The sequence below is a fragment of the Vibrio sp. 1159 genome, assembly GCF_033340395.1.
Taxonomy (GTDB): domain Bacteria; phylum Pseudomonadota; class Gammaproteobacteria; order Enterobacterales; family Vibrionaceae; genus Vibrio; species Vibrio alginolyticus.
Window position 1 is genome coordinate 35869 of the sequence record NZ_JAWOWL010000021.1, and the last position, 22260, is coordinate 58128.

26 protein-coding genes are annotated in these 22260 nt (G+C 44.6%); 9 read left to right on the plus strand and 17 right to left on the minus strand.

Features of this window, described 5'->3' with window-relative positions; all coding sequences use genetic code 11:
• Positions 1-51: 51 nt before the first annotated feature.
• Together creD and R7127_RS16305 are read left to right on the plus strand one after the other, a co-directional pair.
• Complete coding sequence (gene creD, locus R7127_RS16300; protein WP_318148461.1) at positions 52-1392, plus strand: cell envelope integrity protein CreD; 1341 nt, start codon at positions 52-54, stop codon at positions 1390-1392.
• A complete protein-coding gene (locus R7127_RS16305) occupies positions 1379-1807 on the plus strand; it encodes a DUF2809 domain-containing protein (protein ID WP_033906692.1) in 429 nt (142 codons plus the stop codon). Before creD ends, R7127_RS16305 begins: the two co-directional genes overlap by 14 nt.
• A gap of 237 nt (positions 1808-2044) precedes the next feature.
• On the opposite strand, the gene R7127_RS16310 is transcribed toward R7127_RS16305, so the two are convergent.
• Positions 2045-2719 carry a fructose-6-phosphate aldolase gene (locus tag R7127_RS16310; protein WP_027726626.1) on the minus strand — a complete coding sequence of 225 codons (675 nt, stop codon included), beginning with the start codon at positions 2717-2719 and terminating at the stop codon, positions 2045-2047.
• Between the two features lie 254 nt (positions 2720-2973).
• On the opposite strand from R7127_RS16310, the gene R7127_RS16315 reads away from it, so the two are divergent.
• Together R7127_RS16315 and R7127_RS16320 are read left to right on the plus strand one after the other, a co-directional pair.
• Positions 2974-3915 (plus strand): glycyl-radical enzyme activating protein, encoded by a 942-nt coding sequence (locus tag R7127_RS16315; protein WP_114320775.1) that lies wholly within the window; start codon positions 2974-2976, stop codon positions 3913-3915.
• A gap of 2 nt (positions 3916-3917) precedes the next feature.
• Positions 3918-6341 (plus strand): formate C-acetyltransferase/glycerol dehydratase family glycyl radical enzyme, encoded by a 2424-nt coding sequence (locus R7127_RS16320; protein WP_172563930.1) that lies wholly within the window; start codon positions 3918-3920, stop codon positions 6339-6341.
• A gap of 84 nt (positions 6342-6425) precedes the next feature.
• Here the strand turns inward: R7127_RS16320 and R7127_RS16325 are convergent, their stop codons facing one another.
• Entirely contained in the window at positions 6426-6971 is a 546-nt protein-coding gene (locus R7127_RS16325; protein ID WP_161441614.1) for a TetR/AcrR family transcriptional regulator, read from the minus strand.
• 99 nt (positions 6972-7070) lie between these two features.
• On the opposite strand from R7127_RS16325, the gene R7127_RS16330 reads away from it, so the two are divergent.
• From R7127_RS16330 to R7127_RS16345, 4 genes are all read left to right on the plus strand, one after another.
• Positions 7071-7544 (plus strand): HPP family protein, encoded by a 474-nt coding sequence (locus R7127_RS16330; protein ID WP_005386883.1) that lies wholly within the window; start codon positions 7071-7073, stop codon positions 7542-7544.
• Between the two features lie 138 nt (positions 7545-7682).
• Positions 7683-7898 carry a TIGR02450 family Trp-rich protein gene (locus tag R7127_RS16335; RefSeq protein ID WP_053350022.1) on the plus strand — a complete coding sequence of 72 codons (216 nt, stop codon included), beginning with the start codon at positions 7683-7685 and terminating at the stop codon, positions 7896-7898.
• A 112-nt stretch (positions 7899-8010) separates the two neighbouring features.
• Positions 8011-8388, plus strand: coding sequence for a PH domain-containing protein (locus R7127_RS16340; RefSeq protein WP_086047234.1), 378 nt, complete (start codon positions 8011-8013; stop codon positions 8386-8388).
• A gap of 10 nt (positions 8389-8398) precedes the next feature.
• Positions 8399-8617, plus strand: coding sequence for a DUF6500 family protein (locus R7127_RS16345; protein ID WP_065275490.1), 219 nt, complete (start codon positions 8399-8401; stop codon positions 8615-8617).
• Here the strand turns inward: R7127_RS16345 and R7127_RS16350 are convergent.
• From R7127_RS16350 to fliD, 9 genes are all read right to left on the minus strand, one after another.
• Positions 8614-8901 (minus strand): hypothetical protein, encoded by a 288-nt coding sequence (locus tag R7127_RS16350; protein WP_005375002.1) that lies wholly within the window; start codon positions 8899-8901, stop codon positions 8614-8616. The genes R7127_RS16345 and R7127_RS16350 overlap by 4 nt on opposite strands.
• Before the next feature lie 77 nt (positions 8902-8978).
• Positions 8979-9974 (minus strand): flagellar motor protein MotB, encoded by a 996-nt coding sequence (locus R7127_RS16355; protein WP_115386813.1) that lies wholly within the window; start codon positions 9972-9974, stop codon positions 8979-8981.
• Positions 9974-10831, minus strand: coding sequence for a flagellar motor stator protein MotA (motA, locus tag R7127_RS16360; protein WP_005375006.1), 858 nt, complete (start codon positions 10829-10831; stop codon positions 9974-9976). Before motA ends, R7127_RS16355 begins: the two co-directional genes overlap by 1 nt.
• A 10-nt stretch (positions 10832-10841) precedes the next feature.
• Positions 10842-11570 carry a FliA/WhiG family RNA polymerase sigma factor gene (locus R7127_RS16365; RefSeq protein ID WP_005375008.1) on the minus strand — a complete coding sequence of 243 codons (729 nt, stop codon included), beginning with the start codon at positions 11568-11570 and terminating at the stop codon, positions 10842-10844.
• Between the two features lie 12 nt (positions 11571-11582).
• The gene (fliL, locus tag R7127_RS16370) at positions 11583-12083 is read right to left on the minus strand and encodes a flagellar basal body-associated protein FliL (protein WP_005375011.1); all 501 of its coding nucleotides are present in this window, start codon (positions 12081-12083) and stop codon (positions 11583-11585) included.
• A gap of 22 nt (positions 12084-12105) precedes the next feature.
• A complete protein-coding gene (locus R7127_RS16375; protein ID WP_054574905.1) occupies positions 12106-13179 on the minus strand; it encodes a flagellar hook-length control protein FliK in 1074 nt (357 codons plus the stop codon).
• A complete protein-coding gene (locus R7127_RS16380; RefSeq protein WP_005375013.1) occupies positions 13176-13496 on the minus strand; it encodes a hypothetical protein in 321 nt (106 codons plus the stop codon). Before R7127_RS16380 ends, R7127_RS16375 begins: the two co-directional genes overlap by 4 nt.
• Complete coding sequence (fliS, locus tag R7127_RS16385) at positions 13480-13866, minus strand: flagellar export chaperone FliS (RefSeq protein ID WP_005375014.1); 387 nt, start codon at positions 13864-13866, stop codon at positions 13480-13482. The genes R7127_RS16380 and fliS overlap by 17 nt, the downstream gene beginning before the upstream one ends.
• 32 nt (positions 13867-13898) lie before the next feature.
• Positions 13899-15245, minus strand: a complete 1347-nt coding sequence (gene fliD / locus R7127_RS16390; protein WP_005375015.1) for a flagellar filament capping protein FliD — start codon at positions 15243-15245, stop codon at positions 13899-13901.
• A gap of 416 nt (positions 15246-15661) precedes the next feature.
• On the opposite strand from fliD, the gene R7127_RS16395 reads away from it, so the two are divergent.
• Positions 15662-15949, plus strand: a complete 288-nt coding sequence (locus R7127_RS16395; protein ID WP_005375016.1) for a hypothetical protein — start codon at positions 15662-15664, stop codon at positions 15947-15949.
• A gap of 70 nt (positions 15950-16019) precedes the next feature.
• Here the strand turns inward: R7127_RS16395 and lafA are convergent, their stop codons facing one another.
• From lafA to fliQ, 6 genes are all read right to left on the minus strand, one after another.
• Positions 16020-16871: a lateral flagellin LafA gene (gene lafA, locus R7127_RS16400; protein WP_005375019.1), complete on the minus strand. Its 852-nt coding sequence runs from the start codon at positions 16869-16871 to the stop codon at positions 16020-16022.
• A 301-nt stretch (positions 16872-17172) separates the two neighbouring features.
• On the minus strand, positions 17173-17943 hold the full coding sequence (locus R7127_RS16405) for an EAL domain-containing protein (RefSeq protein ID WP_005375023.1): 771 nt from the start codon (positions 17941-17943) through the stop codon (positions 17173-17175).
• 19 nt (positions 17944-17962) lie between these two features.
• Positions 17963-20053, minus strand: coding sequence for a flagellar biosynthesis protein FlhA (flhA, locus tag R7127_RS16410; RefSeq protein ID WP_318141933.1), 2091 nt, complete (start codon positions 20051-20053; stop codon positions 17963-17965).
• A 31-nt stretch (positions 20054-20084) separates the two neighbouring features.
• Complete coding sequence (gene flhB / locus R7127_RS16415; RefSeq protein ID WP_005375025.1) at positions 20085-21212, minus strand: flagellar biosynthesis protein FlhB; 1128 nt, start codon at positions 21210-21212, stop codon at positions 20085-20087.
• Positions 21209-21985 (minus strand): flagellar biosynthetic protein FliR, encoded by a 777-nt coding sequence (gene fliR, locus R7127_RS16420; RefSeq protein ID WP_318148462.1) that lies wholly within the window; start codon positions 21983-21985, stop codon positions 21209-21211. Before fliR ends, flhB begins: the two co-directional genes overlap by 4 nt.
• Positions 21985-22254: a flagellar biosynthesis protein FliQ gene (fliQ, locus tag R7127_RS16425; RefSeq protein WP_005375036.1), complete on the minus strand. Its 270-nt coding sequence runs from the start codon at positions 22252-22254 to the stop codon at positions 21985-21987. Before fliQ ends, fliR begins: the two co-directional genes overlap by 1 nt.
• Positions 22255-22260: the final 6 nt, after the last annotated feature.

Genomic DNA, 22260 nt, shown 5'->3' on the forward strand with positions numbered 1-22260 from the left:
TCTCCAAATTGCTGATTTAGATTACTTCCATCAGCAAATGGAGAATGAAACATGAAAAAGATCCTCAATAACCGACTCGGCACGAAGTTCGCCTTCGTGCTGTTTTTGTTTGTCTTACTGCAAATCCCGCTTTCAATGGTCACAGGGCTGATCTCAGAACGCTCATATCGCCAAGATGAAGTCAGAAACGACATCGCACGCAGCAGCAGCGGCGAACAGCGCATCATTGGTCCATTCATCATGGTTAACTACACCGAAACCAGTTACCGAGATGACAAAGTACAGATTAAAGAGCGTCGTAAATTCCTCCTACCTAGCACTTTTGATATGAGCGCGAATCTGGACAGTTTTGAAAAGTACCGAGGCATTTACCGCGCGCGTTTATACAAAGCACAAGTGGCACTGAAAGGCACTTTCGATGCAGACGATCTCACGGCATTGCAGGGGCTTGATATTGACAACATGAGCCTAGTCGTTGGCATTGAAGACAGCCGTGGATTGATTCGTTTGGATGACATGACCATGGCGAGCTCTGATATCGAAGTCGTACCGGGAACGGGGTTAAATCAGTTACCACAAGGCTTCCACAGTGATCTGACACTTGCAGACCTAAACCCAGCACAACCTTTGGCATTCGATCTTAACTTCTTGCTACAAGGGATGGGGCAGCTTCAAGTCACACCAATCGGCAGTCAAACAACGGTTGAACTCTCTTCAACTTGGGCACATCCAAGCTTTATCGGTGATTACTTACCGGTGTCATCAGAAGTCTCTGAGGATGGATTTAATGCACAATGGGCGAGCAATAACTTCTCTACCAATATCGCGCAGCTGTTCCAAAGCTGTTTGTCATCGAATCACGCTTGTCACGAGCTTGAACAGCGACAAATGGGCGTAGATTTGATTGATCCCGTGGACCACTATTTGAAATCCCACCGAGCTGTGAACTATTCACTATTGGTTATCACATTAGTGTTTGCGAGTTTCTTCTTACTGGAGCTGTTCCAAGCGCGTCCGGTTCACCCTGTGCAATACGGTTTTATTGGTCTGGCTTTAGCGCTTTTCTATCTGTTGTTGATTTCGATGAGTGAACATCTGGGCTTTAACTGGGCATATGTGGTGTCGGCAGTCGCATCGACGGGGCTTTTAAGTGTGTACGTGAGCGGTATGTTGAGCAACACCAAACACGGCGCGATATTCGGAGTGTGTTTGCTCACTCTCTACGGATTACTGTTTGGCTTGCTACAAGCAGAAAGCTACGCATTGGTTATGGGGACATTACTGTGTTTCGCGATTTTGAGCTTCACTATGGTCATTACACGCAACATCGATTGGTACGCGCGAAATAAGAAAGAAGAAGAAAGTGCAAAGGCGAATCATGAAGATATTTAAGCGAGCAACTCTCACTGGTCAGCCAAGCGATATGGTGGAAGAAACGTGCGCTATCCACCTGCGATTTTCTGCAAAAAATGGACTGAAAAGCTTGGTGTGTTTTATCGCATTGGTCGTTATTGCGCTCTATATTCGAGACAGCTTTATTCGTCCGACATTTGGTGATGTTCTGGTTGTGGTTTGGCTCTACTACTTTCTTGCAAGCTTGTTCTCCATGCCCGTTAACTGGCTGGTTTCACTGGTGGTGTTGATTGCGTTTGCTGTCGAGTTGGGGCAATTGCTTCAGGTCGTAGCTTGGCTTGGTATCGAACCTTCATCGCCTCTGGCTGTAATTTTGGGCGCCACATTTGATTGGAAAGATCTGCTGGCTTATAGCATCGGAGGTCTACTGTGTTGTTGGATGGAAAAGCAATGAAAACCGAGATGAAAGCCATTGCGCTACCAAACCGACTCCGCCATTCCAAACGAGGTATTCGTAAAAGGATCAAAATCAGTTTACTCAAGCGCGTGTACCTTTGGTCACTGACCAATAGAGAACTACTGTAGCGCTACTTCTCTATCTGAAATACAAAAGGGAATCTTAACTCACCGGCGCACAGGTGAGTTAAGACTCCCTTTATTATTCATTGAGACGTCTAGCTGCTACTTTTAATTAGCTTTCAAATGAAAGTTTCTCGCCGAACGTCTCTTTCCAGTCTTTATCGAACTGCTCAACCGCCGGTTTTACTGCTGGGTGAGCGAACATTTGTGCCGCCACATCGGTTGGCAATGTAATGGCTTCGATGCCCAGTTTCATCACTTCCATCGCTTGTTGAGTGTTCTTGAAGCTGGCTGCCAAAATCTTCGCTGGTAGTTGGTTTTGATCGAGCAACAATTGAAGATCCGCGACCACTTCAACACCGTTGCCGTTCATCGCATCAATGCGGTTTACGTAAGGTGCTAGATAGTCTGCACCGCACAGTGCCGCCAGGAAACCTTGTTGAGCAGAATAGATAGCGGTGGCAAGAACCTGAATTCCCTCTTTTTTCATTAGCTTAATTGCTGCTAAGCCGGTTTCTGTTGCTGGCACTTTTACCACCATATCGTAAGGCAATTCATTCAGTTGGCGCGCTTCTGCCACCATACCTTCGACGGTTGAACTCACGACTTGAGCGTGAAAGCGAGGTGTACCGCCAAGTGCTTCTTGCATGCCTGCTAGGGTTTCATTCAGTCCCTGTTTTGACTTCGCCAAAATGCTTGGGTTTGTCGTCACGCCTTTTAGCGGTAGGCACTGGTTAAAGCGTTTTACTTCTGCCACATCAGCAGTATCTAAATAAAGTTCAATCATGGTTTCTACCTTAAACAAAATCTTCGTTTTGATGATGGGATCACTATAGATCTGACAATCGAACGAGATCTTGATTTTGATCAATTGAAATTTCATTTGAAACTATAATAATTTCATTAAATGAAAGTTAAGTGGAACTTATAAAGGCTCAAATGAAGTTTTCAGTTCGAACAAAGAAAAGCCGCTGATAAGACTTAACCAGCAAGAAACGGATTAAGTACACAGTGGTAGCACAGACCAAGAGGCAAGCAGAGATGTATTTCAATATTCAACGATTCTCTACCCATGATGGCGATGGCATTCGTTCCATTCTTTTTCTTAAAGGATGCAGCTTGTCTTGCCCTTGGTGTCAAAACCCAGAAAGCCGCAGCGAAAAGCATTCACTCTTATTTGATCAGCGAAGCTGTATGGAAGGTTGCCAGCTGTGCGTTTCTGCTTATCAAGCCACAACTCAACCCACAGCGGGTAGCGAAACGGTGGGTGATGGTATTCAACGAATCGACAACCAGATCATCATCAATCGCAAAGCCATCAAAGAAGACCAACTGATCGCGCTGCGAGACGTCTGTCCTACGCAAGCACTGACTGTCTGCGGTGAAGAGGCGAAATCAGACATGTTGTTCGACACCTTAATGAAAGACAAACCTTTCTATGACCAAAGCCAAGGTGGTGTGACCTTCTCCGGTGGTGAGCCACTCATGCAAGCGGATTTGGTGGCAGAACTCGCACAGCGTCTGCATGACAACCAAGTCTCTACCGCTATTGAATCGTGCATGCATGTGCCGTGGAAGAACGTCGAAAAAGCCGCGCCGCATATTGATTGCTGGTTGGCGGATTTAAAACACACCGACGAAGAAAAGTTTCTTAGCTGGGCGAAAGGTTCACTAAAACGCATCAAAGACAATTTCCGAAAACTGGCACCTATCGCGAAACGCATTGTGATTCGCGTTCCCGTTGTGCCGGGGTTCAATGACACCATCGAAGAGTTGAAAGACATCATCGATTTTGCGGCTTCACTAGAAAGCTGCCAAGAACTTCACTTGCTGCCGTACCACACGCTCGGCATCAATAAATACCGTTTGCTCGATATGCCTTACGAGTGTTCTGATAAGCCATTAAACAAACCAGAACTGCTAGAAAGCGCCATGCAATACGCAAGCGAAAACACCCAACTTAACGTGATTGTAAGAGGTTAACTATGGACCTGAATTACCTTCCTGAGCGTATCAAAGCGCACAAATCGGCACTGGTAAATATCGTAACGCCACCTGTCTGTACCGAGCGTGCAGAGGCATACACTCGTGCTTATCAAGCGAACGAAGACAAACCTGTAATTGTCCAACGTGCGCTAGCACTGCAAGAGCACTTACGCACTCGTACGATTTGGATTAAGCACGATGAGTTAATCGTCGGTAACCAAGCGAGCAAAGTGCGCGCTGCGCCTATTTTCCCAGAATACACTGTACGTTGGATTGAAGCAGAAATTGATGAGCTAGCTGACCGCCCTGGTGCAGGCTTTGCTGTCACTGAAGAAGATAAGCAAAGCATTCACAGCATCACACCGTACTGGCGCGGTAAAACCGTTCAAGACCGTTGTTATGGCTTATTCACTGATGAGCAGCAAGAAATCTTAGCCAGCACCATCATTAAAGCTGAAGGCAACATGACTTCGGGTGACGCGCACCTTGCGGTGGATAACGAGAAAATCTTGAAGCTAGGCATGAACGGCTTGCTAGAGGATGTTCGTCAGCACCGTGCTAAAAATGATGTTTCGACCTTTGAAGGCTTGAAGAAAGAGCAGTTCTATAAATCAGTTGAAATCGTATTGCTTGCGATTCAAGAACACATGGTGAGCTACGCTGAATTGGCGGCAAAAATGGCGTCAGAAGAGACGCGCCCGCTGCGCAAAGCTGAGTTAGAAAGCATTGCAGCAAACTGTCGTCATGTCGCGAGCCACGCGCCAGAAAACTTCTGGCAAGCACTGCAATTGAGCTACTTTGTTCAATTGATGCTACAAATCGAATCGAACGGTCACTCGGTTTCTTTCGGTCGTATGGACCAATTCCTCAACGAGTTTTATGTTCGCGATATCGAAAACGGCGCGATTGAAAAAGACTTTGCACTAGAGTTGCTACAAAGCTGCTGGTTGAAGTTGCTTGAAGTAAACAAGATTCGCTCTGGCGCGCACTCAAAAGCCTCCGCAGGTTCTCCGTTGTATCAAAACGTGTGTATCGGCGGTCAGAAGTTGAATGAAAAGGGGGAGCCAGAAGACGCAGTAAATCCTCTTTCTTGGGCGATTCTCGAATCTTGTGGTCAGTTGCGTTCGACGCAACCTAACTTGAGTGTGCGTTACCACGAAGGTTTGAACCAAGAGTTCTTAATGGGTTGTATCGAAGTGATTAAATGCGGCTTCGGTATGCCAGCGTTCAACAACGATGAGATTGTTATTCCTGAATTCATCAAGCTTGGCGTAGAGAAAGAAGACGCGTACAACTACGCATCTATCGGCTGTATCGAGACGGCGGTTCCCGGCAAATGGGGTTACCGTTGTACGGGCATGAGCTTCATTAACTTCGCTCGTATCCTGCTCGCTTCATTGAACGAAGGTGTGGATGCAACAACGGGTAAAGCTTTCTTGCCTCACGATAAGTCATTAACTAAAGGTAACTTTGAGAACTTTGAGCAAGTGACGGCTTCTTGGGCAGAGCAAATCCGCTACTACACCCGTAAATCGATTGAGATTGATACGGTAGTGGACAGTGTGCTTGAACAGCAGGCACAAGACATCTTCTGTTCAACGCTGGTGGATGACTGTTTGGCTCGCGGTAAAACCGTGAAAGAGGGTGGTGCGAAATACGATTGGGTATCTGGCTTACAAGTCGGTATCGCAAACTTAGGTAATAGCCTAGCAGCCATCAAGCACCTTGTTTTCGATGATGCGCAAATCACTCAGCCAGAGCTAGCAAAAGCATTGGCTGAAGATTTCGACGGCATGGAGAACGAACAACTTCGCCAACGTCTTATCAACTTTGCACCAAAATACGGTAACGATGATGACGCGGTAGATCAACTACTGGCAGACGCGTACCAAGTGTACATTGATGAGCTAGAGCAGTTCGTTAATACGCGTCATGGGCGTGGTCCAATTGGCGGCGGTTACTACGCAGGTACATCAAGTATCTCGGCAAACGTCCCATTCGGTGCTTCAACCATGGCAACGCCAGATGGTCGTAAAGCGAAAACGCCATTGGCAGAAGGTGCAAGCCCGTCATCTGGCTCAGACCGTTTAGGCCCAACAGCTGTGTACAACTCGATCGGTAAGATCCAAGCGAATAAGATCCTTGGTGGCGTGCTGCTTAACCAGAAGTTAAGCCCGGCAGCGGTTGAGTCTGAAGGGGATAAGCTCAAGCTTTCTATGTTGATTCGTACCTTCTTCAACCACCACAAAGGTTGGCACGTGCAGTACAACATCGTCTCTCGTGAGACCTTGCTAGCTGCGAAGAAGAACCCAGAGCAATATCGTGATCTTGTCGTGCGAGTTGCAGGCTACTCAGCGTTTTTCACCGCGCTATCACCAGATGCTCAAGACGATATCATTGCTCGTACCGAGCACGAGCTGTAAGTACACTCACTAACTAAAACGAAAGGCACCGATTGGTGCCTTTGGTTTGAATACTTAATTCGCAAATGACTATACCTGAACGCATTAAAGCGTGTGCAAAATGGTCACGCATTTCTTCGTGACGTTGTCGTACTCTTTCGTCATGTAAGCGGTAGTGATCGCGCCCTCTTTCATGATGCAAATGGCATCAAGTAATGCAGCGTTGTCTGATTTGAGATAGCGTTGAATTAGCTCTCTGACTTGCTGCTTATGGTAGCGGCAATACGTTGCGATCTCGCCACTGTCGTCACTGAACTCCGCGGACGTATTGATGAAAAAGCAACCGCGAAACTCGCCCAACTTTTCTTCAGAGCCATGAAACCAGCCGTTGAGTGCAGTAAATAACTGATCGATCACCTCCGCGCACGTTTGTGCTAAAGAAAGCTTTTCCTCCAACCATTCCATAAATATTTGGTGGCGTTGTTCTAATGCGGCGATGATAAGCGCTTCTTTGCTCTCAAAATGGTTATATAGCGTGCGTTTAGCCACGCCGGAAACATTGAGGACTTCATTGATGCCAATAGAGTTGATGCCTTGTTTGTAAAACAGTGACAAAGCTGTGTCGATCAATAACTGTTTCTTTTTGTTCATAACTACGTCCTCAAAAAGTTCCATAAACACATATTGACAAAGGTAGACAGATTTGTCTATTTTATTTTGTAGACAATTCGGTCTACTTTTGAGGTGTTTATGAATAATTTAATTTTATCTTTGGTCGCGGGGCTTGGCGCTACGTTGGCTATTGGCGTATTGTCCTACGCAGAGGTATCACTGACGGAGGTTGTACTCCTGATGGCACCATTTGGTGCTACCGCAGTACTGGTGTTTGGGGTGCCAGGCAGCCCTCTTGCTCAACCCAAAAACGTGATCATTGGTCACTTCATTACGGCATCTATCGGTATTGCGTTTAGCCAGTATGTTGACGTTACGCCGGTCACGCTCGCGATTGCGACGGGGCTAGGTGTGTCTGCGATGCTGATTACGAAGACCACTCATCCACCTGCGGGTGCAAATCCAATTTTGATCATGGCGTCTGGGCAGGGATGGAGTTTTCTCTTCACGCCTGTCCTGATTGGCGCGGTAGTGATTGTTCTGGTCGGTAAAGGGTTACAGTTGCTACAAAGTCAGTACTTAAACCCTCGACTGAATGGTCAGAAGACCTAGTCGGATTGTAGTTAGAGCCGCGAAAGGGAGTGATCTCTTTTGCGGTTTTATCTTTTGTCGGTTTGCAAAAACAAAATCTGATTCTCTCTTGGTATTCAGTCGTATACATCAACATGGTAGTTAAATTGGTACAATGCGATGAACAGAATCCACCCTAAGAAACTATTGCACAGTAAATGGACGGCAATTTCACCTAAAAACAAAGAGAAGCATTTTGTTGTGACGGAAATAGAACTAGATGAAGATGGTAACGTTGTGAGATGTGTCATCGAGGCAGTCATGAGTAAACGCGACCGAGAGATGAACTGGCAAGACCTAAAAGACTCTGAGCAATGGATGCAAGGGTGGAAGTGAGTGACGCTTCGTTGTTGGGCGAATCAAGCAGAAACGTGCGTTGCGAGTAGGCAAAAGTGGTGCTATCTGATACGTTGATAATTCGTTCTAACGCCCACTCAAAGGATTAATTATGATTGATTTCGACAATTCCTCTGTATTTAAGCTTAAGCCGATTGACGTTTCTAGTGCCAGAGAAGACTTCCTTAAGTTCTTGATTGATGGTGAGACTATTTTCGCTGCTTTTAAAACAGTTCGTGACCAAGTGGTGTTTACGAACAAGCGAGTGATAGCGGCAAATGTGCAAGGGATTACCGGCTCAAAAGTGGATTACACTTCTTTGCCTTACAGTAAGATCAATGCATTTTCTATCGAGACCTCTGGTACTTTTGATTTGGATTGTGAAATCGAGTTCTTCATGAGTGAGGTGGGAAGAGTGCGTTTTGAAATTAAAGGCTCGTTTGATTTGATTTCTTTCAACCGTATGGTTAGTGAGTATGTACTAGGTTAAGGGATTAGAAATGAGAGCTTCGCTGAGAGACAAAATTATAGAGATCTGTGACAAAAAGATCGCGAGTAAAGGTGAATTGGTTGGTCTCTCATTTTATGCGTTTTTCGCTAATAAAAATGACGACCCAGAGCTGTTGATGGAAGCGGCTACGTGGTGGATTCAGACTCATCAGCTCGACCACTTCGAAAAAGCAGTAAAAATAAAATCAATGGTCGAGTCGGGGAGCTAAATTAAAAAAAAGAAGTAAAGAAAGCAGACAAATGCTAATAACGTTGCGGACAAAACAGGGTAGATAATGTAAGAGTCCTGCTTGTTGGTTCGTTGAAAACATAGCGAAACAAGTAAGACGTTATAAACAACAAGTAACAAGCTGATCATGGTTCCGCTGTTTAGTGTCATACTTGATAGCTGAGTTAAGAAAAACGCCAATAAAAGGTAATCGAAGACAATGAGCCATAAAAAGGCTTTCTTTAGTAAGTCGCTTTTTCTTTTTTCGGATGATGTTATGTGCATATAGAACTCAACTAAAAAGTCACAGTAACAGAGGCTTTGGTTAGAGAGGTCACCATCAGAGTGGTGACCTTTTAAGATTATAATTCTTGAATTTTTACTTCGCTGGTGGCGGTATCGCCGGAGTAATTGATGACTTCTTGACGAATGACTGGTTGGTTGAATTCAGCCTTCTCTTTCGCTTTTTGCAGTTCGCTTTCTTGGTGGTTGCCAAAAAGGGTCTCAAGCACTTTAGCGGCAGGAGTCGTTAAAACAAACAGCTCAATACGACGGTTTTCGCTAGAATCTGGCTCATCAGGATTAAGCAGCGCTCTATCTGACATACCCGTTACCTGCATTACTCTATCATCCGGCATACCGCCTTCAACTAACGTATTTCTTGCTACGTCTGCTCGAGAGGCTGATAACGCCCAGTTAGATTGACGACCAAAACGCTTTTTAAATGGAATTGCATCTGTGTGTCCGCTGATGATCAGAGGGTTGTTAACACGATGAAATACAGGTGCTAGTGCGAGCAGTAAATCTTCAAAAAAAGGAGTAAGTTCTGCACCACCACGGCTGAACATATGCTGTTTGTAATCATCTTGAAGGACGATACGCAAACCTTGTGGTGTCACCGTGACGTTTACATTTCCCTGCGCATTAATTTGGGCAGTCATTTGCTCAATTACTTTCGCTAGTGCGGCAAGTTGCTCTTGAGTATCGAAGTTACCAGGAATCAAAGAATCAATTTCTGGTCCATCCCCATCACCTTTAAAGTAAGAGCTTACTACATGATTGGAGTTGTGTTTACTTGGCACAGAAGAGTCCTGTGCCAAGTCGATAGGAGAAATACTTTGTGACGTATCAAATGGGTTGCCGTAACTCTTGTCGAATACGCTTGAACTATGCAAGTGGGCAACAATCGCTTTACGCTCTTCTTTGTCTACCACCTGCATAACCCAAAGTACAAGAAACAGCGCCATTAGGGCGATCATGAAGTCAGCAAACGCGACTTTCCACGCGCCGCCATGAGACGACTCATCATGGCTGTATACTTTGGCACGTTTGAACACTACATGCTCTTGTTTTTGCATTATCCCTCCTGTTCAGCTAACCACTTCTCCATTTGGTTGAATGTTGGTTTGATGTCTAGCTGAATATGTTTACGACCAGCGTCAATGGCGAGCAATGTCGGCTTTTTCGCTACGTAGGCAACCAAGGTTGCACGAACGCACTCAAAAGCAGTCATATTACGTTTTACTCGCTGAGCCATGGCGTTACTTAGTGGATCTAAGCCACAGTAACAACCGAAAATACCAATGAATGTACCAACGAGAGCTGCCGCAACGTGATACCCAATCATAGCGATTGAGCCATCAATAGCTTGCATGGTGATAATGATGCCACCAACTGCTGCAAGAATACCGAAGCCAGGTAGTGCTTCTGCTGTACGCTGTAGTGAGCGTGAAGGTAAAAGCATTTCGTTCTGTATTGCTTCGATTTCTTGCTCTAGCAGTCCCTCTAATTCATGAGGCGACATCTGTCCCATTGCCATTAAACGTAAATTGTCAGTAATGAAAGAAATTAGGCGATGATCTTCTGCGATCGTCGGGTAAGCGAGGAACATAGAGCTTTGCTCCGGAGCCTCAATATGAGAATCCAGAAACTTGTATCCGCGGTTTCTCGCTGTCTCTAGCAAGTTGTTGAGTAGTGCCATTAATTCCATGTAGTACTCATGCTCTTCTGTTGGACCTTTAATGGTCGCTGGCACTTGGCGACGCATTTCTTTCAGTACATGAGGCGGATTACCGATGATCAGAGAACCAGCAGCGGCGCCAATAATGATAAGGAATTCGGCTGGCTGCCAGATAGCACCTAAGCTACCACCGGCCCACATATATCCACCGAAGACGCACACCAGGATAGTGAGCACTCCAAAAAACTTTTGCATCTTGTGACTCCTAAGAGGACATTAATTGGTTGAGTTGTTTCAGCGCTTGTTTGTGAAGCTGACATATACGAGGTGGTGTCAGATCCAATACCAGAGCTATTTCGTGTAAGTTGAGTTCATGTTGATAGAACAGAGTCAGGAGCAGTTGATCACGCTTAGGTAACTTACCCAAAGCACTGTCTAAACTACGACGAATATGTTCATGTTCCATGCCATCGTATTGTCCGCCAATGTAGCTATCACCGCTGCTCTCCATCAGTTGATCAAGGCTTTGCATCTCGCCTGCGAGAGCGGCATTTTGACGGTTGTAATAATCTTGCTCATTCGTCCCTAAAGCCTGGATGATTTCGGCATCCGTTGGCATTCGACCTAACGTTCGAGTGAGATCTCGAGTCACGTCGTTGAGCTCGTGGGCTTGTTGACGAGTCTTACGTGAACGCCAATCTAGTCGGCGTAATTCGTCTAAAATAGCTCCCCGAACTCGACAAACGGCGAAAGCAGGAAAGTGAGGATCGTCAACATCGCCATATCGGCGTCCAGCCTCGACTAGAGCGATAAGGCCTATCTGCTGCATATCTTCAATACTACAGTGAGAAGTGGCATGAACGCGCAGCTGGTTAACTACGCGTTTTACCATGACCTGATGACGTTGTAGCAATGCGTTTTCATCAATTGGTCGTGACGGTGTTGTCACTTCCTCTTCTGTGGTGTAAGTGTCTTGTACATTCATGTCTAACATGGTTGTGCTCCGTTATTGCACAACATATTTAGTCAACAAAACATCGTCGATTTCTCGGACGATGTCTGTTTTAGCAAAAGCGAGTAGAAGCGTTTGCTTCACTTCGTCTTGCAGAATATCGATGGCACCCGCTTGCTGTAACTGATCAAACGTTTTGTCGCTAAACAGTTTTAATAGAGAGTTTTGTACCATAGGCATGTATTCATCGATCTCTTTGATACGCTCTGGACGGCGTGTCTCAATTGCCAGTTCTAGCATCACAAAGTGAGTCTGTTTCTTGCCTTTAACGGTCAAAACGACTTTGTCCAAAGGATGGAAGCTAGGACCTTTACTTGTCGGTTGTTCTGTGACCAAAAAAGACAGTGGAGAGTCTTCGATCAGTGAACCAGAGTCAGGTGACTCTTGAGCGTGTTTGTTTAAGTACCAGATTCCGCCCATAATTGTGACGGCCGAAACGAGGGCACTGGTGATGATCATGGCGATAAACAGGGCGATCATTTGTTGTTTGGTCATAACCTTTTTCCTCGAAGATTCACTAAGCTTGAGTGCTTAGCCAGTGTTCTGAATAGTTAGTTGTTGTCGTGGTTTGGAATGCACCAGATTCTCGTGCGGCGAAAATATTGGCGTCTTCTTCGTTTGCATGTGGGTCATTTCGACCTTGGTTTTGATCAGAGCCAACATTGACATCGACATGAACGAAGTTTTGCTCTTGTAACTCAGTACGCAATCGTTCCGAAACTTGCATTAAAGCTTCTCGTGTTGCTGCGGCATTGGCGTTGATGTGGACACTTAATCGGTCACCTTCAACACGTACAAGTAAATCCAGTTTCCCCAAGTCTGGTGGGTCTAGGCGGATTTTTGCTTCTTGTACATTTTGTTGAGCTTGGAGCGTCACTCGATCATGTAAAACTTGCATCATTTGCTCCCCCCACTTTCCGGCAGTGGTATCAACACGCACCGCTGCCCACTCAGAGCCTTGAGCTTGAATATGACTCGTCGCAACCGGTGAATGTGCAGGTTGTGTTGTAGGAGCTTGTGCTTGAAGTAGAGATGCGGTTGGTTGCCCTTGAACAGGTTGATTCAAAAGAGTTTGAAACTCAGCACCGGAGATAGGCAAACGCGAACTCGATGAAGTCGGCAGACTTTGCTTCACATCTTGTTTTGAAGATGTGTTTAACATAGCGTTAGACGAATCTTGAGTAACAGACTTAACTTCGCTCGCAGTCATTAAAGATGACGCTTTTCCTAGTTTCTCAGCCTGCTTCTCTGCCATGGTAATCATACCCTGGGTTAAAGCTTGAGCTTGCGCTGCAAGATCAGTCGATTCTGTTAACCCTAGTGTACTGGTCAAGTTGGCATCCGGATCTGAAGCTGAGCGGTCATCAGTATCAAAACCATGACTTTGTACTTTGTTTGCGCTGTTCAAAGTAGAGGCCGTAAGGTGAAAACTCGGTACCGCTGACGCAGAGTTAAAGTCTTGCTCACCATTCTGCTTGTTCCCTGATTTAAAACCATGAGAAAAGCCGTGTACCGAGTTCGCTTGCTTGATGTGACCCTCATTGTTAGCTGGCGAATTACCCGAGTGCTGAGTTGAAGAAGGTATGATCATTGAGTTAGCTCCATGGTCATTGCTAATTGATAGGCCATAGCGCGTTCTTGATGGTCATTGACCATGTTCATCTCTTTTTTCAACTCGTTGGTCGACTTCTCTAATACTGCGAAGGCATTAGCGTGCACTGTTTTCGCTCGCTGGATTTCAGGTGCAAGCTTAGGATCTTTCAAAAAAGGCTTGTGACTGATCAAAAGCTCTCGCAACTGCAAGTCGTACCGCTTGAGCGCATGCCAATCGGCCGTTTTTGCGGCGAACTGGATGAGCTGAGATAAATGACGGAATCGCTCTGGCGATACTTTATGCTTGTTGTCCAAAATTCATCCAACCTTCACGAATGTTACCCATTACACGCTCAACGTTAACCAAGCGATTTGCATCGTTTTGCACGCTAGCGTAATAAAGTTCGACTTGGCAGAAGTCATACAGCTGGCGTAGGTTTTCCGCAATTTCACCGCCGTTTTCATCATCTAAAGCACTTGTTAGTCCAATCAAGATGTTCATGCATTTGTTGATTCCATTCCCTTTCTCGGCCAAACGATTTGCGGCTAGGTGGCCGCGAATACGTTCAACTTCATCGAGTAGGCCATCGATTAACATGATGACCAATTGGTGTGGATTTGCTGCTGCCGCTTGAGCGTCGAGATCGACTTGTTGGTACGAATCGTAACCAGAATCCATAAGCATGAATATTTCTCCTAAATTTGGAACCAAATGTCTTATTTTTGAGCATTAAACATGGACATGGTTTGGTTCATTTGGGTCATAATTGAATTCATTTGAGTGAATTGTTTGAGATAGCGGTTGTACGACATTTCGTACTTACGCTCTAAATTGGTTTGTTTATCTTTGATTCGGTCTAAGCTTGACTGTATTGCGTCTTTACGCGTGCTGAAGGTACCTGATGAGAACTTCAAGAAAGGCTCTACCATCGCGTCAAGAGAATCTAGCAAAGCGTCATCCCCATTAAACAACGCCTCTAAGCCTGCGCTGTTTGTTTGTTGAGCTTCTTTGAACTTTTCTTGATCAACTTTCATTTTACCGTTGCGGTCTAGGCTCACGCCGATTTCGCTTAGGCGCATACCATTGTGTTCACCTCGGATTAACCCCGTTAACTGACTCTCAATAGAACGCAATGTCGAGTCGCTAGCGAGCACGCCGCGTTTCTGATCTTCACCGCCAATTTGGGTGTACTGATCGATAGTCGAAACAAGGGCATTGTAGGTTTCCACAAACTTATCTAGTTGTTCTTTAGTGCCTTCGCTATCAGCTCCAATTTTTAAACCGATTGGCGAATCTCCCGCGGCTTGCGGTTTAGATACGGTAATGTCAACACCGTCGATGACACCTTCAAAAGTATTACTTGCGTTGGTTAGTTTCAGGCCTGAGTCTTTTGCACCTAGCCACATAACCGCATCTTGCGGAGCGTTAATTTGCTTGAGGTTGGTGAAGGCGTCTTCAAACCACGCTTGGCCAGTACCCGATGCAGATACGTTGATCTTATTTTCGACACCAGTCTCAGTGCTCGATAGCATAAAGTGTGTTTGACCATTCGAGCGAACTAGAGTGGCGTTAACGCCAGGGTTATCCGTGTGATTGTTAATCGCACTGGCTAAATCGCTGATCGTTGCAGTGCCGTCACCATTAACATCAACGGAGGACAAGTCTAGAGTCATTGTTTCACCGTTGATGGTGAATTCTAAAGATCCAGTTGTTGGTACTTCTGTCGTTGCCTCAAGGTCTGCAGGCATACCTGTAGATACTTGATGCGCCGTTGCCACTTTTTCTACAAAAATCTGATAGTTACCCGTTAGCGCTTTAGCATCCGCGTTTGCAGTAAAGTTACCTTCTTGAGAGAGTGTCGCACTGTTTTTGATGATGCTGTTTGTGCTGTTATTCATCTCTTTCATTGCAGTACGAAAATCACGTAGTGCGCTTTCAACTTTATTAAAAGCTGACAGTTGTGACTGGTACACATTAGCTTGCGCTTGGTAACGGTTTTTGAATGGGTTTGTGTCCAATTGTGCGAATTGGGTTGCCATTTTTACTGGGTCTAAAGAACTCATGAGGTGTGCTCCTCTCATCTCTTATTGGCTTGAATACTTTGAATGCTACGCCTTAGTTTAATTATCAGTGGCAAGATGCGTGCCGTATATTAAATTCAATTAAAACAAAGGTTTAGAGCTATTTTGTTTTCTTGGGAGGAAGTGGTGTTTCCACCTTGTTTGTTCCGCCTTCCTCCATGGAAAAAGTAATTTCCTTATAAGAAAAGGCGACCTAAACAAAGAAAATATTTAATTGTATTGACGGTTCTAATTAGGAGAGATGTTTTAATTAGACGTTATATTCAGCCTTTACTTCAGCTTGATTCAGATAATTCTTACAGAGTGCATTAATTGCGTTCTGATATTATTTTTGATAGTGCGATGTGCAAGTGTTCTCACTAAAAATTAAATTTTTTACGTTTCAAAGAATGTCAGTTATGAATGAATTTGCGTTACGATTGATGAAATGTGCTCGTGCATATGAAGAGTTCATTAACAAAAAACTATTAAGTAAACAGAGCATCAATTCTGATGAGATAGCTAGTATCTTAAAGGAGGCTAAGTTCAATTTTCCTGAACTTAGAGATAGTAAAATAGGAAGCAAATTAGAGACGATAGAATTAGAACTGTTTAATAAGGTTTTATTTAATATTATGTTGAAATTCGGATTCAGAGTGCCTGAATCTCACAAAGATAATACGAGCTCTATTTATATTCGTAGATAAAAATAAAGCCTTCCATAGGAAGGCTTTATAATTAAGACGATTTAAATTAAGCGCACTATTAACTAAGTAATTAGCGTAGTAGTGACATTGCCATGCTTGGAAGCTGGTTAGTTTGAGACAGAACAGTTGTACCTGCTTGCATCAACATTTGGTTCTTAGTCATGTTTGAAGACTCTACTGCAAAGTCTGTATCCATGATACGACCTTTAGATGCTGTAACGTTTTCTACCATGTTACCAAGGTTAGCCATAGTGTGCTCAAGACGGTTGATGTTCGCACCGAAGTCTGCACGAGAGCTACCAATTTTTTCTACTAGACCGTCAGCGCCGCTGATTTTGTCTAGTGCTGCTTTTGCTTTAGTCGCGTCATCGATACCATCTGTAATTGCTGCATCAGCAAGAATAGTAGTGATTTCACCGATACCTGCGCTTGCGCTTACAGTCAATGTTTCAGCAGAAGATGCACCGATTTGGAATGTTACGTCACCTGCACCGAAGCCGCCGCCTTTAAGAAGGTTTTGACCACCGAACTTAGTGTTGTCTACGATGTTGTTTAGTTCTGCAGTAAGCTGTGTGAACTCTTTGTTAAGAGACGCACGGTCTGTTGCACTGTTTGAACCGTTCAACGATTGTGTAGCAAGGTCGTTCATACGGTAAACGATGTTTGTCATTTCATCCATCGCACCTTCAGCAGTTTGCATCATAGAGATGCCGTCTTGTGCGTTACGCATTGCTACTGACATGCCGCGTGTTTGCGCTTCTAGACGGTTAGCAATTTGAAGACCAGCAGCGTCATCAGCAGCTGAGTTCACACGGTAGCCTGTGCTTAGACGTTCCATTGCTGTGTTTAGAAGTCCGCTTGTTGTGTTCATTGTGTTTTGAGTTACAAGCGAAGCGTAGTTAGTGTGCATTGATAAAGCCATCTTAGTCTCCTTAGTTAGTCACTATATCTTTCAGGCCTCGGGATATTCCCTTGTCACTAACTAGAGGCGGTCGGTCGGCTTTAATGATTAATTTGAAAATTAAAAAATTTCTAAAAAAGATAAAAATTGATGATTTTTAGTGATTTGTATTCCATGAAAACCGGGAAAATCATCATATAAGCCTAAATTTTTTAGTTAAGTTAAAGAAACTATTGCCCAATGATCTTGTGGTTATCCGTTATAAATAAAAAAACAGCACGAATAAATCGTGCTGTTTTAAATATAAATGGTTGAGTTTCAACTATTCCTCATCAAAAGACTGAAAGGAGAGAGAGGTTGGGATATCGCTGAAATAACCAAAATAATAACTGGCACCCAATAAACGATAACGGTTAAGTTCCGTTTGACTCGCTACACGTCCGGCAACCCAAGTATATTTATGCTTTCTTAAGAACTTAGCAATAGGTAGGAAAGCGTGTCTTTCTTCTTTATCTTCTAGTGTCACTGACAATTTGATCATATCGGGACTAAAGTCTGCGACGCGCTCGAAGTTCACTTGCGATGTCGCGACTTCAAACCAAAGTGAATATGCATTCTCTTTTAACTTTTTGGTGAGTGTGGCGACTTTATCACGATCACATAACGTTTCATCAGCTTGAAGAGAAGGAATCACATGTTGAAAAGCAGAAGAGTGGAATTGAATCGTCTGTTCGAGAAAATAAACCCCAGGCTCCCACAGTAATGCATCAACGCGAATCGGCACGACAACATTACTAATCAAGTCGTGGTGAAAGGCTTCTAACTGAAATTGTGTTTGTCTTAGTGCAAGGTAAAGACTGAACAAATCCAGGCAGTACTGCATTTGTTCAGAGAGTTTGAATTGATAGACACTTTGTTCTCCACGCATACCAAATCTCAACGTCAGGTGTTGGAATTCTACTTCCCCTGATTGAGCTTCCCTAATTGCTTGGCATGCGTGTTGGACATCATTGTGTTTTAAAGCATCAAAGACTAATTGATCGTCATCCGTGACGATATGTTGTACTGCGAGACCAACCAAATGTTCGTACATCGCATGTGTTGAAATAAGATTAACCAAGGTTTCCTACCACATTGATTTGTTTGTTTTCTGGGATTTCGTTGTAAGACAATACTGCCAGCCCTTGTGTAAATGTACGAGCGTAACGCGCTAGAAGAGGGCGCAGCTGTGGCATAACGAGAAGGATCGGAGGTAGCCCCTGTTGCTTAAGCTGTTGTCTGATCAATGGCAAGTTTTGTTGGAACTGACCAAGAATGTTTGGCTCAATTGGGAAGCTATCTAGTGTTACCGTACCAGAAGATTGTGCTTGTTGCAGTGAAGTTAGTAGCATTTGTTCTAGCTCATCAGACAGTGCGTAGACATTTAACTCGTTCTTTTGTCCTGCAATTAAGTTAACAAGCGTACGCTTTAGTGCACAGCGTACATCAGATGCAAGTAGGATCGGGTCCTTTGTATTTTCCGCGGATTCCAACATTGTGTTGGCAATCGTGCGAATATCTTTTAGTGGCACTTGGTCCAATAAAAGCTGACGATATACTTTCAGCTGCTGCGCTGGATTAAGTGCTGCTGCTAATGCTTCTGCTAGTTTCGGGGCTTGTTGTGTCAAACGCTGGGTTATTGCTTCCACATCGTCGTACGTAAACAATTCTGCAAGGTTTGTCTTCATGATTTTACTAATATGAGTGGCAATAACAGTGCCATCATCGACAACTTGGTAACCCATATTAAGTGCTTTTGCTTTATCTTGATGCTCAATCCACACAGCTGGCAACTGATAAGCAGGATCGCTACCCAAAATGCCATCTACCTCACCGTAAGTTTCGCCAACCGCTATCGCCATTAAACGCTCTGGTTCAATAAAACCTTGCTCAATGACTTCGCCATTTAGAGAAATTGTGTATTGGTTTGGCTTGAGGCTCAGGTTGTCACGAATACGAACTTCAGGTAATAAAAAGCCAACTTGTTCAGAAAGGTTTCGACGCACACCGCGGATACGTTGTGATAAAGGAGCCCCTTGTTCTTTGTTGACTAGATGGACGAGTCGATAACCAAGCGCAAGTGATAATGTTTGGACGTGAGGAATATCATCCCATGTCAGCGGTGTATCATCGTCTTGCATTGCTTGTGAAAGTGCTTCGACCTCTTCAATCTGGGAGTCTTGCACTGGCTTCTTGGTTTGACGCCACCCTGCGAACGCTAATGCGCCAGCAAACGCAAAAAAGGCTAGGTGTGGCATACCCGGTACCATACCGATTACCGCCATAATACCTGCGACAGTAAATAGCGTTGCAGGAGTTGCCAGTAATTGCTTTTGCATGGTTTCCGACATGCCATTATCGCTATCATTAATTCGCGTAACGATAATCGCGGCAGCCGTTGCCAATAGTAGTGAAGGAATTTGAGCAACTAGACCATCACCGATTGTGAGTAGGGCATAAGTTTTAAAGGCGTCAGACGCAGCGAGTCCATGCTCGAAGACACCAATACTGATACCACCAATGATATTGATAAACAGAATCAACAAACCTGCGATGGCATCGCCACGCACAAACTTTGATGCACCATCCATCGAACCATGAAAATCGGCTTCGTTGGCGACTTCTTTACGGCGTAAGCGAGCCGTTTCCTGATCGATAAGGCCAGCGTTTAAGTCGGCATCAATTGCCATTTGTTTGCCTGGTAAAGCATCCAACGTAAAGCGGGCTGAAACCTCAGAAATACGTTCACCACCTTTGGTGATTACGACGAAGTTGATGATCATCAAGATGACGAACACCACCATACCAACGACGTAGTTACCGCCAATGACGACTTCACCGAATGCTTGAATGACCTTACCCGCTGCGTCACCACCATTATGTCCTTCTAGGAGTACAATTCGCGTAGAAGCCACGTTCAATGTGAGACGTAATAATGTTGCGACCAGCAAAATAGTTGGAAAAACAGAGAAATCTAATGGTCGCTTTGCGGTTGTGCTGACCAGCAATACTAGGATTGCTAAGACGATATTAAAGGTAAACAGCGCATCCAGTAGCAGAGGAGGCAAAGGAAGAATCACCATTGCTAATATCATTAGCAAGACGATTGGAATGCCAACGTAGCCTTTGGTTGATGTTTGAAGTTGTTTTAACCGGTTAAGCATACTTTCGTGTCCTTGGATAAACGCGGGTTAATCAGTGCTGCAAATGTTTTGGAATCGAAAAATGAGGTAAAGGAATTGGCTCTTTTCCCTCACCTTTACGAAAGGCTTTCAATTGCAAAACGTAAGTAAGAATATGTGCCACTGCGATGTACAGTTGGCTTGGGATTGCTTGTTCAATCGCCGTCGTGTGATAAATCGAACGGGTAAGTGGCGGGGAGTTAATGATTTCCACTTTGTTTTCTCGGGCGATACGTTGAATGTGCATAGCAGTTTCGTCTACGCCTTTTGCGACGACAAAGGGCGCGTCAGAAAGCGAAGGCTCGTATTTCAGTGCGACTGCGTAGTGCGTTGGGTTTGTGATGATCACGTCAGCCGTCGGCACCATTTTATCGATCTTACGGCGCGCAAACTGTTGCTGTATTTGACGAATACGTTGTTTTACTTCCGGACGACCTTCATTATTTTTAAATTCCTCTTTCAATTCTTGTTTCGTCATGCGGAGTTCTTTTAGGTGTTCCCAACGCTGATAAGGAATGTCGATAACCCCAAATAACAACAAGGCGAAGCCCATTAAGAGTAAGCCTTCAAACAGAATGGACATTACTAGAGAAAAACCTTGGCTGAGTGGGAGGTTTTGCATGCCAAGTAATGGCTGTAAGTGGTTGTCTAAATAGCCATATAAGATGCCGAAGATCACGGCTACTTTGAACGTCGACTTTAAGAGCTCAACCACTGAGCGGGTCGAAAAAATGCGCTTTATCCCGCTCAAAGGATTAATTTTGCTCAGCTTTGGCATCACGTTCGCTGGACGGAACATCCAGCCGCCTAGCACAAGGCTACTACCACAGGTCACGATAATAATGACGGTAAACAATGGTAATAGCATGTCGATGATGACTGCTAAACTTTGTCCCAATTGCTCGACAAGTTGTTTAGGATTTTCTAGGTCGGCTCGCGTCAGCATCATGTTGTAGCGAAAGATACCCGACATGCTTTCCCAAATACTATTAAGCTGAGAGTAAAAGTAGAGCGCCACCGCTAGAAATATAACCGCAGTAGTAAACTCTTTCGCGCGAGGAATTTGTCCTTCCTGACGGGCTTTCTTTACCTTCTGCGGTGACGCTTTTTCAGTTTTGTCTTGAGAAGATTGATCGCTCATGCTCCCCCCAACATAAAGTTACTCAAGTGTCTAATGGTTTCGTGAACGAGCGCCGTGTAGCGACCAGGAACACCAGAAACTGAGATTAATACGCTGAATAGACCCAGCAGCATCGTCATAGGAAAACCTAACGCATAGACATTAAGTGATGGTGCGGCTCGGTTCATTACACCAAAACTGATGTTGGCTAGAAGCATGGAAACAATAGCGGGTAAAGCCAAAGCTAGTGAAGAGGCAAACATCCAACCGAAAATATTGACAACACCTTGCAGAGAAAGCGATGTGATACCAGATCCGACTGGCCAAACAACAAAGCTTTGAATCACGATATCTATGACGAGTAAGTGTCCTTCTAGCGCAAGAAACAACAAGGTTGAGAAAATCAGAAATATGCGTCCCAAAATGGCGACAGAAAGCCCGTTAATAGGATCATTCATCATCGCCATACCTAAGCCCATTTGCAGAGAAATCACCTGACCAAGCATGGTGAAAACGTTAAAGAGCATGTGCAAAATTAACCCAAACATTACCCCCCAAATAGCTTGCTCAAAAGCAAGGAACAGGGAAGTCATAGAGAATAATTCGACTTGTGGCATGGGTGGCATTAACGGTCCAGTAATGACAACGATCGAGAGGGCCAGTAAAGTACGAACCCAAACAGGAATAATTGCATCACCAAAGAAAGGCATTGAAATAAATACGGCTCCCACACGAAAAAACGGCCACCAGAGTTGACCGAGTATCGCCGAGAGCTCTGCAAATGTGATGGCCATTAGCCAATCATCCCTGGTATGTTGTGGAACAAGAAATCAAACAGTTCCATGATCTTACGGAGCATCCAGTGACCTGCAAAAATCACCATTAATAAGGTAACGAGCAAACGTGGCAAAAAGCTGAGTGTTTGCTCGTTGATTTGTGTGGCAGCCTGAAATACGGCGATACACAAACCGACAATTAAGCCTGGAACAACCAATACGGCAACCATCAAAATGATCAGCCATACTGCATCGGAAAATAACGTTACGGTTAGTTCTGGGGTCATAACTGC